Genomic DNA, 10,464 nt, shown 5'->3' on the forward strand with positions numbered 1-10,464 from the left:
CCACCCGCCTTGGTGCCCCGCTGACCGGCCACACCGGACCGGTGTGGGCGATGGCTCTCGACCCCGCCGGTCAGGTGCTGGCCACCGCCGGCGAGGAGGGGACGGTGTTGCTGTGGAATGTGACCGATCCGGCCCGGCCCACCCGCCTTGGTGCCCCGCTGACCGGCCACACCGGCGCAGTCACCACGGTGGCCTTCGACCCCGACGGTCAGGTGCTGGCCACCGCCGGAGTCGCGGGGACGGTGTTGCTGTGGGATCTAGCCGATCCGGCCCAGCCCACCCCCCTGGAAGCGCCGCTGACGCATAGGGACGAAGCGACCGCGGTAGCGTTCTTTCCTGGTGAGCACATCCTTGTCACCGCTGGCACTGACGACACCGTCAGACTCTGGGACCTCAGCGGCCTTGACGCATTTCGGGATCAACCTCTTGAGCGGGCCTGCTCGATCACTGGCGGAGGGCTGGACCGCGCTGAGTGGACTGGCTACATCCTCGGCTTTGAGTACGTCAACGTCTGTCGCCCGTGATGCCAACGTCGGCTACACCGGGATCGGGACCTGCTCCGGTGTTCCGGACACGTCGGGTTGGGTGGTCATGGCGCCCGGCCAGGGTGAAGATGGGACTGCTGCAGCTTCGGTTGACGGTGCCGCGACGGCGGCGTCTCGGGCGGTGAAGGCGAGTTCGTACTCGACCCGAGTGAGCTTGCCGAGAGCGCGCTGGCGCCGACGGCGGTTCTAGGTGCGCTCGATCCAGAACACGACCGCGTTGTGGAGCTCGTCGCGGGTGCGCCAGCGCCGCCGGTCGAGCACGTTCTTCCGCAGCAGGGCCCAGAATGACTCCATCGCGGCGTTGTCCCCGGCGGAGGCGACGCGGTCCATCGAGCCCTGCAGCCCGGCGGCGGCTAGGACCGCGCGGAAGGGCCGGGCACGAAATTGCGACCCGCGGTCGGAGTGCACCACGACGACTCCCTCGGGTCGGCGCCGGGCGACCGCGGTGCGCAGAGCGGTGACGGCCAGCTGCGCGGTCATCCGCTCGTCGAGGGCGTAGCCAACGATCCGGTTGCTGAACAGATCCTTGATCGCGCAGCAGTAGATCTTCCCCTCGGCGGTCGGGTGCTCGGTAATGTCGGTGACCCACACCTGGTTGGCCGCTGCGGCGGTGAAGTCCGGCTGCAGGTGGTCGTCGTGCACGGCTGGGCCTGGCGTCTTTCCGCTGCCCTGGCGGCCTTTGCGCACCGTGGCCGACCACAACTTCTGCTGCGAGCACAGCCGCCAGACCCGACGCTCACCAGCGACCAGGCCGGCGCGCGCGAGCTCGTCGGCCAGGAACCGGTAGCCGAACTCCGGATCGTCGCTGTGGGCGTCGATCAGGGCGTTAATCAGGTAGGCGTCCTCCAGGACGCGCGGAGGGATCGGTGCCGCAAGCCAGGCGTAGTACGCCTGGGGCTGAAGCCGAGCACCCCGCAGGTCAGCCGCACCGAGATGCCCTCGGCGGCCAGGTCACGGACCAGCGGGTAGCTCATTTTGGGAGCGAGTCCTGCGCGAAGTAGGCCGCGGCCCGGCGCAGTACCTCGTTCTCCATCTCTAGCCGGGCGAAGCTTGCGGCGCAGCTGCACCAGCTCGGACTGCTCGCTGCTGGTTTGCCCCTCCACCACGCCGTCGTCGATATCGGCCTGACGAACCCAACGACGCACCGACTCCACCGAGATGTCGAAGTCGGCGGCGACCTCGGCCTGGCTCAGGTCCCCTCGTCGGGCGACCCGGACGACGTCACGCTTGAACTCCGGCGGGAACTTCTTCGGCGCAGCGACATCCTCTCCGCGGGACCTCGTCCCACAGAAGCGGTGTCAACTCAAGCTGTAGCAGTCCCACTATCCGCACCTGCGGGCCTGGCTGCGTTGGCGACGCCTCACTCCGCGGATCGCCCGCCGCGGCGTCGAGACCAGCCAGAGGCTGGGTCGGCACCGCTGGGTCGTCGAACGCTCGTTGGCCTGGCTGACCGGCTACCGCCGGCTCACGCTCCGGTACGAACGCTCGGCCCGGCTGTTCACCGCATTTCTCACCCTGGCCGCCACGCTGACCTGCTACAAGAAGCTCGCCACGTGAGACAAGCTCTAAGTCGCGTTGACCACACGTCCTGTCCGGAGATAGAGGGAACACACTCTACGTGTGACTAATTAGCAGCGGATCCGGGCGCGAGGCAGCACAGACCTCAAGCCTCATGGCAAGGTGCGGCTGCGCCAGTGAAACCGGCCGGGACTCCTACCCAGGACCGAGGGACGAGAAGATCACCGAGGTGCGACTCGCAGCTACACAGCGCCGCGGGCGGCATGACCGTTCGTTACATGCGCAGTTCTTCCCGCCGGCTACTTGGTCACCCAGGCCGTTGCCGATGGCTCGCCGGGTCGATTTCCGTCACTTGCTATCCAGGCATGTGCAGTTCAAACTCGCTTCCCAGTATCTATCCTCGTCACGCTTGCCAGTGTGCCCCGTCTTGACCTTCACACAGCACGCTGCCGCCAGCAGAACAACGAGCAGAGGCACGCCGTAAGTGGTTGCATCGGTGGGTTGGAGACCGTGGAACCAGTTGGCTAGAGCGCGCTGCAGGTTGCTGTCTAGCAGCAGCTGCAACTCAGGATCAATGTGATCAACCAATTCACTCGTCAGAGTTCTATTGCCGCTCTCATCTACGGGCAGCTCGTACAGCCAGCCCATGTTGTTACTGAAGGTAGCCGTACCGTCGTCCGCCAGTGACACCTTCAGTACCGAGCGTTTGTCAACGAGTACTTCTGCATCTTGCAACTGCGGCTGGCTGCCCGGCGTCGTGTCCCGATAAGAGCCGTCATAAGTAAGCAGGAGTTGGTACAAGGTCGTACCTACGGAGACGGTCCAGAACATCTGCTGATCGTCGACTCGCGCGCCCGACCAGATCCCAACGGTATAAGCGCGACCTGGGACGTCCATACTCCCGTAGGGAAGGCGCATCGTGAGCTCGATGGGGACGAAGGTGTCGAGCTCCTGCAACTCAAGCATGCTCCGCACGCCGTTGAGGCGATGAACCGCGACTCGGTTCCATGGCTTGGCTGCAGTAGCCGCCCCAATCCGGAGCTCGGCGCCCATCTCCGTTGAGATTTCAGTACCCATTTAGATCTCCTTTGATCAACCGTCACTAAGTGATGATTTACGTCCCCCGGTCGAGCGCGTCGGCGTTCACTCGGAACGCATGGCGATGGAGTCGTGACGGTCGCAGGTGCCGCAATCAACCGCCGTCACTTACTCCTGCCCCTGTGGAGTTGTCGGGCTGCCGACTCCACTGTGAGCCGGACTGCTCCTGTCACGCCCGGCTCAAGCACCAACAGACACTTCCGTGCTGCCGAGGCTTCGATCGCTGCCTCAAGGCAGGCTGTCCAGCAACAGCGGCTACGGTGGCCAAGTGCGGGCGACGAAAAGATGTTTGCTGCGACTATTGCGGGCTTGACGACACATCGCCACTCCGACATGGGAGGTGGAACCGCTCTGCGGCGTGAAGGTACCGGACAGCCGCACGCTGAGCCAAGAACTTCGACGAGCTCGGGGCTCGGCGGAGTGCAGCGTCGCCGAGTTCGTGCCTCAACCTGACATCACTCAACGCCCCGGAGGTGGAGGGATACCCGGCCGGCCGGACCGGAACCACGGGCCTTAATCGTTGCGCTGTAGAAGATGTTTTGTTGCAACGTGCCGGCAGGTTGGATGTCCTGCTCCCAACCGTTTGGGCATGTTTGCCAGCAGTTTCACCGAGTCGGCGGCAATCCGAGCCTCGTCGCGTGAACCGTCACCGGTTCTGTAGCGGGGCGGTTATGCCTGCAGCGGTTGCTGCTCGGTGGTGATGGAACGGTAGCACTCCTGCTCGGCCTCGATCGGGGGTCTGTGGCCGAGGGCGCTGTGCAAGCGGGTGGTGTTGAACCAGTGCACCCAGGACAGGGTGGCCAGCTCGAGGTCGTCGACGCTGCGCCAGGGCCCGTCGCGGCGGGTGCATTCGGTCTCGTACAAGCCGATCAGGCTCTCGGCCCGGGCAGTCGTAGGAATCACCGACGCTGCCGACGGAGGCGACCGCGCCGGCGTCGGTCAGCCGGGACTGATACCGAATAGCGGTGTACTGACTGCCCGCATCGCTGTGTTGGATCACGCCGGTGACGCCTCACCTGCGAGCTCACGGGTCCACAGCGCCATCTCCAGGGCGTCCAGCGGCAGCTCGGTGGGCATCGCCGAGGCGGTGCGCCAGCCGACAATGCGGCGGCTGAAGGCGTCATGGACGAAGGCGGTGAACGCCATGCCCGACCAGGTTGGGACGTAGGTGAAGTCCACCAGCCACAGCCGGTTGGGCGCTGGTGCGGTGAAGTCCCGCTGCACCAGGTCCGGCGGCCGGGCGGCCGCCGTGTCCGGGACGGTGATGCGGACGGCCCGGCCGCGGCGGGCGCCCTGCAAGCCGTCGGCGCGCATGAGCCGCTCGACCTGGCGGCGGGAGACCGGTCGGCCGTCCACGCCGCCTTCGCGGCGTAGTTGGGCGTGCGTCTTGCGCACGCCGTAGAGGCCGCGGCCGATCTTCCGGTCGCTGTGCACGGCGCGGATCCGCTCGAGGACGACCGCGTCGCGCTGCGCCCGCGCCGAAGGCGGGCGCCTCTTGGCCGCCCGGTAGGTGCTCCGGGCGATCTGTAGGCCGTGCTCGCGCAGGACCCGGCAGATCGGCTCGACCCCGAACTGTTCTCGGTAGGTATCGATGTAGTCGATCAGCGCGGCGAGGGGCGGTCGAGCTCCGCTGCGAAGAAGGCCGAGGCCGCTTTCAGGATCGCGTTGGCCCGGCGTAGTTCGCGGACCTCCCGCTCCAGCTCGCGCAGCCGGGTCCGCTCATCGGTGGTCAGTCCCGGCTCGGTACCGGCGTCGACGCGGGCCTGCTTGACCCAGTGCCGCAGCGTGTCCGGCTGGATGCCCAGCTGCTCGCCGACCCGTCGGCAGGCGGCGATCACGCTCAGCTTTCCCGGGCCGTCGACGAGGTTGCAGGCGAAGCGAATCGACCGCTCACGCAGCTCGTCGGGGTACTTCCTCGGTGCGGGCGCGATTCCACCCTCCCGTGGATTCAGGCCCGCTACGAGACCGGGGACGGTTCACGTCGCCAGCACCCAGATCTTCACCCTGAGCATCGGTGGAGCGATCTTCGGCACCGGCGACCTGACCACCGCCCTCCTCTTGGCCGCGGCGTGGGGAATCAACCTGGCGGTCGCCGAGCGAGCGATCCGCCGACGGCCACGCCGTCGTACGGCCGCGACAACCGACCGGATGGTGCCCGACGCCCAGCGCTTCGCGCTTCGCGCAGGTGCCGGCGCAGCGCCAGGGCAACGGGCTCGGGTCGGAGGCAGCACGCGTAGCAGAGCGCCCGGAGCGGCGCACGCCCCGAAACGGAAAGGCTCGACACCCATGCAGCAGATTCGCAGCCGGCCGATGGCTGGCAGAACGGTCCTGATCACCGGAGACATCGACGGCATCGGCAAGGCGACCGCCCGCGCCCTGGCCACTAGGTCCCGGAACGCTCGGGTGCCATGGACGATCGTCACGAGGAGCCACTGCGGATCGAGGGCTCGTGCCCGGTAGCGGGCCGCTGACGTAACAGGTGCGGGGCGTTCGTCAGAGGCCGAAGACCAGGCGCAGCGCGGCGTCGACCTGGCGCAGTTCATCGAAGCTGAGGTGTCCGGCCGACTCCCCCAAGCGCTGGGGATCCGCAGCACTCGTCTGCTCAGCCAGCACCCGGGTCGAGCGGCCCTCGATGGACACCTCAGGTCGGAAGGTGGCCGCTCGTGCCGAGGTGGACGTCGGCGCGACCAGCCAGGTCGACAGCGGCAGCAGGTCGGACTGGACGACCACCGCGTAGCGAACGCCGGCCTGCTCATGACCCCGGGCGTTACGGGGAGAGCGCAGGCGGTAGACCTCACCACGCACGCAGCGTCTCCATGTCCCGAAGAACCTGAGCCGCCTCGGCGCGGTCGGCGTCGTCGGCGGCCAGCGCAGCGGCCTCTGCACGAAGCCGGTCGTGCACAGCGGTCCTCGCGGCCTCGATCAAAGCCGCTCGAACGGCGGTGGAGACGGAGGTGCCGTCTTGCGTCAGCACGGCCAACGCCCGCCGGGCGTCTTCATCGGGGCGGAAGGTGATCGTCTCGGCCACCTCTGAAGTGTCTCACCACATGTAAGACATGAGAAGGAGCTGTTGGGCACTCTCTCGGGAAGGCGAGCACGATGCTGAGGCAACCGGAAGGCACGAACGCGGCCCGACGAGCCCCTGACCAGGAAAGACACCGCTCAGAGGACCAAGCCTTCCAAGCTGACTGTGCGGGTTCGATTCCCGTCACCCGCTCCACATCGATGTCGCGGGACACCCGGGAATGGTGTGCCGCGACGTCCTTCTCGCGGCTGCCCGTCATTCGGGCTCGGCGTCTCCGCCGCCGCGGTCACCCTGCTGGCCGCCGTGACCAGCGTCAGCACCACCGCTCCGACCGTCGCCATCATGGTTTCGCGCCGGCGGTCACGGTGGCCACGACGGCGACGAGCACCCAGGCGGCGAGCGTCCGCCACGGGCGGGCGGCCGTCGCCCGGCCCAGGCCGTGGAGGAAGCGAGTGATCATCGGTTTCCCGGATCTGCGCCGCCGGCGCCTGGGCGGGTTAGGGACTGGGCGCCGATCACCGCGAGCATCTGGAGCTTGTCGTGGCTCTCGGTGCCGGGTACGGCGGTGTAGACCATGAGGCGGTGGGCCTGGTGCGGGTCGACGAGCTGCTGGCAGTTCAGCTCAAGCAAGCCAACCTCGGGGTGCTGGTAGCGCTTGACCTCGTGGGGGTGGATGCCGATCTCGTGGGCCTCCCACAGGGTGCGGAACTCCTCGCTGCGCTCCAGCAGGAGGTCGACCAACTGCGCGGCCCGCGAGCCGGGCCCTCGGATCGCGAGGACGCCGCGGAGTCCGGCGGCGTACATGCGCGAGAGGAAGGCGTGGTCCTCCGGCACGTACAGCTCCCGGGACGACGGGTCGGTGAACCAGCGGTACCCGCTGCTGCGCGCTGGCCCGCTGAACCGCGACGCGTCGCCGACGAGGGCGACCGCGGGCGGCGTCTGGCGCAGGGTCTCGCCGAGCTCGGTGACGATCTCGGCGGGGGTGTCGTCGAGGCGGTCGAAGATGCGCAGCAGGCCGGGGCTGACGTGCTCGCTGCTCGCCCCGCGCGTCGGCGGCTGGCGCCCGGCCAGCCGGTACAGGTGGTCGCGCTCGTCGAAGGACAGGTGCAGCCCCTGAGCGATCGAGGCGATCATCTGCTCCGACGGCTGCGGGCCGCGCTCGCGCTCGAGCCGCGCGTAGTAGTCGGTCGACATGTGGCAGAGGGCGGCGACCTCCTCGCGTTGTAGCCCGGCGGCCCGGCGGCGCGGACGGCGGGGCAGGCCGACATCCTCGGGCTGCAGCGACTCCCGGCGGCGCCGGAGGAACTCCGCCAAGCCGACTCGATCGATACCCACGTGTCTCCTCCTGGTGGTTGATCGCCGGTCCCGTCGGGGCGGCGGGGCCATGTCTACCGGCGCGGCAGCGGCACAACCACGGCCCGTCGATCCCCTCTCAGCCGCCCGCAAGGGGGGATCGACAGGCCCTGCCTCCCGGCGTCGGAACCGGGGACTGTCGGTGCCACGGCGCGAGCAGCGCACCACGAGGACAGGAGCCCAGCCATGGCCCGCACGACGATCGACATTCCCGTCCCCGACCTGTCGGGGAAGCGAGCCGTGCTCACCGGAGGCAGCGACGGCATCGGCCTGGTCCTCGCCCGCCGCCTGGTCGCGGCCGGGGCCGACCTGGTCCTCCCCGTCCGCGACCGCGGCAAGGGCGAGGCGACAGCCGCCGAGATCCGGGCGCGAGTCCCCCGGGCCACCATCACCCTCCACGCGCTCGACCTGTCATCGCTGGAGTCGGTCGCCGCCTTCGCCGGCGCCCTGCTCACCGAGGGCCGACCGATCGACATCCTGATCAACAATGCCGGCGTCATGACGCCGCCGGAGCGTCGGTCCACGGTCGACGGTCACGAGCTCCAGCTCGGGACCAACCACCTCGGCCACTTTGCGCTCGTGGCGCAGCTGATGCCGCTGCTGCGCGCCGGCCGAGCGCGCGTCACGTCGCAGGTAAGCGTGGCCGCGAACAGCAACGCCGTCCACTGGGAGGACCTGGACTGGGAGCGTTCCTACCACCCGATGCGCGCCTACAGCTCGTCGAAGATCGCTTTCGGCCTCTTCGGCCTCGAGCTCGACCGGCGGAGCGAGGCCCACGGCTGGGGGATCACGAGCAACATCTCCCACCCGGGGGTGGCCCCGACGAATCTGCTCGCGGCCCAGCCCGGGATCGGCCGCGCTGCGGAAGGGCGCGAGATCCGCTTGATCCGGCGGCTGTCGGCGATGGGCATCGTGGGGACTCCGGAGACTGCCGCGCTTCCTGCCCTGTTCGCCGCGACGTCGTCAGACGCCGCCGGTGGCCGTTTCTACGGCCCTCGCCGTTTCCGGCACATGAGCGGGGCGCCGGCCGAGCAGAAGCTGTACCGGCGCCTCCGCACCGTCGAGGACGCACAGCGCATCTGGCAGCTGTCGGAGCAGCTGACGGACGTGTCGTTCCCCGACGACGGCGCGGGCGCCGGCCCCAGAGAACCCGCCCTCGACACGTCCGTGAGCCCGGCCTGACGGCCTGACGTCCGACGAAGGCGAGGCAGCGGCCCCGTGAGCAGTCAACCGTCGTCTCCGACAAGGCTGCCCTCGGTAGCCGGAGGGACCTGGTCCTCCGACGCCGGGGGCTTCCTCCGGGAGTTCGTCCGCGCCCCTCTGCGCACGGCTTCCGTGGTGCCGAGTCCCCCGGCGTTGGCAAGACGCATGATCGTGCCGCTCCTGCTTTCGTCGCAGGCGCCAGAGTTGCCGGTCGTCGTGGAGCTGGGACCGGGCACTGGGTCCTTCACCGCCGCCCTGCGAGCGGCTGTGCCCGAGATGCGCTTTCTCGGCGTCGAGCTGAACGGAGCGATGGCCGACCACCGCTCCAGCCGATTTCCCGGGATCGATCTCCTCCGCGGGCCGGCTTCCAGCCTCTCGCGGGCCCTGGCGGAGCGCGGTCTGCCCGCGGTCGACCCAGTAATCAGCGGCCTCCCCTGGCAGGCCTTCGCCGGCCAGGTAGGCACCGAGCTGATCTCCAACATCGCTGCCCACCTCGCCCCGTCGGGGGCGTACACCCAGTTCACCTACAGCTGGACCCGTTGGACGCCACCCGGCCGCCGACAGCACCGGGAGCTCCAGCGGTTCTTCGGCCGTGTCGACGTGTCCGCGACGGTGTGGCCGAACCTGCCCCCGGCCGTCGTCTACACCGCGACAGAGCCCTTGATGAGCGGCGCTCGCACCACGGATGACAGGTGAGCGCGTGGATGGGTGACGCTTCCGCCGTTGCGGCGACGCTGCTGGTCGTCGTCCTGCTGACGGCAGAGGCGGGCCTGCTGATCGGGGTGCTCCTGCCGTCGTCGTCACTGGTCTTGGGACTGGGCGCGCTGGCCGGTGCCGGCGCCGTACCCACGTCAGTCGCCGCGCTGTCCGCGGCGGGAGCCACCGTGCTCGGTGCGGCCCTGGGGCACCGCACCGCGACTCAGGGCGGGGGCGGAGCCCTCCTCTCCACAGACGGGATCATCGGCAAACTCCTCCCGGCCCGTATCCGCGCCGTCGGCGACCGACTGTCCGCGCCATGGGTCGATGCCGTCGGCCATCGACCGGTACGCGCAGCAGCGGCCGCCCAGTTCATCGCCGGTGCCCGCACACTGGCTCCGCGCATCGCCGCGCAGGCCGGGGTGCCGCTGCCCATCATGCTTCGCGGGACCGCGCCCGCGGCCCTTCTCTGGTCCTCGTCCCTCGTCGCGACCGGCGCACTGGCCTCGTCTGCTCTGACGCGCCTGAACGACGCCGTTGCCATGCTCAGCGTCCTCGTGGTCGTCGGCGCTACCGGAGTCCTCATCCACCGCCGCAAGGGTGGCGCGCGGCGCGGTCGCGGACAGCTGCAACCGCATGAGGGAGCCTGGCACGCCTCATGGACTCGGCGGTCGCTGATGCGGCGGGAGGGAGCCAGGGGGCAAAGCCAGCTCTGCTTAGGCGACGCTTCTCCGGCGAGACACGTGCTGGGTGCTCGTCACAGGCCGAGGACGAGCCGCAGGGCGGCATCAACCTGGCGCAATCCATCGAAGCTGAGGTGCCCGGCCGACTCCCCCAAGCGCCGCGGATCCACGGCACTGATCTGCTCAGCCAGCAACCCGGGTCAGGCAGCCCTCGATGGACACCTCAGGACGGAAGGTGGCCGCGAGGCCGCCGTTAAGGCCATTGGAAGGCACGAGTGCTGCCCCTCGGGCCCCTGACCAGGAAAGTCACCACTCAGAGGACCAAGCCTTCCAAGCTGACTGT

Annotated in this window: 8 protein-coding genes, 3 pseudogenes and 1 other annotated feature; of the genes and pseudogenes, 5 read left to right on the plus strand and 6 right to left on the minus strand. The window is 69.0% G+C overall.

What is annotated here, in order from left to right:
• Positions 1–524 (plus strand): WD40 repeat domain-containing protein (locus ABQ292_RS24795; RefSeq protein ID WP_369210379.1); only part of this gene is annotated, 524 nt, incomplete at its 5' end.
• Positions 525–734: 210 nt separating this feature from the next.
• On the opposite strand, the pseudogene ABQ292_RS24800 reads toward ABQ292_RS24795, so the two are convergent.
• Positions 735–1,798: pseudogene (locus ABQ292_RS24800) on the minus strand (IS3 family transposase); the annotation flags it as partial.
• 82 nt (positions 1,799–1,880) lie between these two features.
• Between ABQ292_RS24800 and ABQ292_RS24805 the strand changes: the two are divergent.
• Positions 1,881–2,102, plus strand: a pseudogene (locus ABQ292_RS24805) (transposase); the annotation flags it as partial.
• 309 nt (positions 2,103–2,411) lie between these two features.
• Here the strand turns inward: ABQ292_RS24805 and ABQ292_RS24810 are convergent.
• The 5 genes and pseudogenes from ABQ292_RS24810 to ABQ292_RS24830 form a co-directional block, all read right to left on the minus strand.
• On the minus strand, positions 2,412–3,140 hold the full coding sequence (locus ABQ292_RS24810) for a hypothetical protein (RefSeq protein WP_369210380.1): 729 nt from the start codon (positions 3,138–3,140) through the stop codon (positions 2,412–2,414).
• A 690-nt stretch (positions 3,141–3,830) separates the two neighbouring features.
• Positions 3,831–5,092, minus strand: a pseudogene (locus ABQ292_RS24815) (IS3 family transposase).
• Positions 4,677–4,805, minus strand: a sequence feature (AL1L pseudoknot). It overlaps the preceding pseudogene by 129 nt.
• Before the next feature lie 562 nt (positions 5,093–5,654).
• Positions 5,655–5,966: a type II toxin-antitoxin system PemK/MazF family toxin gene (locus ABQ292_RS24820; protein WP_369210381.1), complete on the minus strand. Its 312-nt coding sequence runs from the start codon at positions 5,964–5,966 to the stop codon at positions 5,655–5,657.
• Entirely contained in the window at positions 5,956–6,189 is a 234-nt protein-coding gene (locus tag ABQ292_RS24825) for a hypothetical protein (RefSeq protein WP_369210382.1), read from the minus strand. Before ABQ292_RS24825 ends, ABQ292_RS24820 begins: the two co-directional genes overlap by 11 nt.
• A gap of 453 nt (positions 6,190–6,642) precedes the next feature.
• Positions 6,643–7,521, minus strand: coding sequence for a helix-turn-helix transcriptional regulator (locus tag ABQ292_RS24830; protein ID WP_369210383.1), 879 nt, complete (start codon positions 7,519–7,521; stop codon positions 6,643–6,645).
• A 204-nt stretch (positions 7,522–7,725) separates the two neighbouring features.
• On the opposite strand from ABQ292_RS24830, the gene ABQ292_RS24835 reads away from it, so the two are divergent.
• The 3 genes from ABQ292_RS24835 (at position 7,726) to ABQ292_RS26720 (ending at position 10,418) form a co-directional block, all read left to right on the plus strand.
• Positions 7,726–8,721, plus strand: coding sequence for an SDR family oxidoreductase (locus ABQ292_RS24835; RefSeq protein ID WP_369210384.1), 996 nt, complete (start codon positions 7,726–7,728; stop codon positions 8,719–8,721).
• A 186-nt stretch (positions 8,722–8,907) separates the two neighbouring features.
• On the plus strand, positions 8,908–9,438 hold the full coding sequence (locus tag ABQ292_RS24840; RefSeq protein WP_369210385.1) for a class I SAM-dependent methyltransferase: 531 nt from the start codon (positions 8,908–8,910) through the stop codon (positions 9,436–9,438).
• The gene (locus ABQ292_RS26720) at positions 9,435–10,418 is read left to right on the plus strand and encodes a hypothetical protein (protein WP_438940632.1); all 984 of its coding nucleotides are present in this window, start codon (positions 9,435–9,437) and stop codon (positions 10,416–10,418) included. Before ABQ292_RS24840 ends, ABQ292_RS26720 begins: the two co-directional genes overlap by 4 nt.
• Positions 10,419–10,464 lie beyond the last annotated feature (46 nt).

This window comes from Geodermatophilus maliterrae, from assembly GCF_041018925.1.
In the GTDB taxonomy this organism is placed as follows: Bacteria; Actinomycetota; Actinomycetes; order Mycobacteriales; family Geodermatophilaceae; genus Geodermatophilus; species Geodermatophilus maliterrae.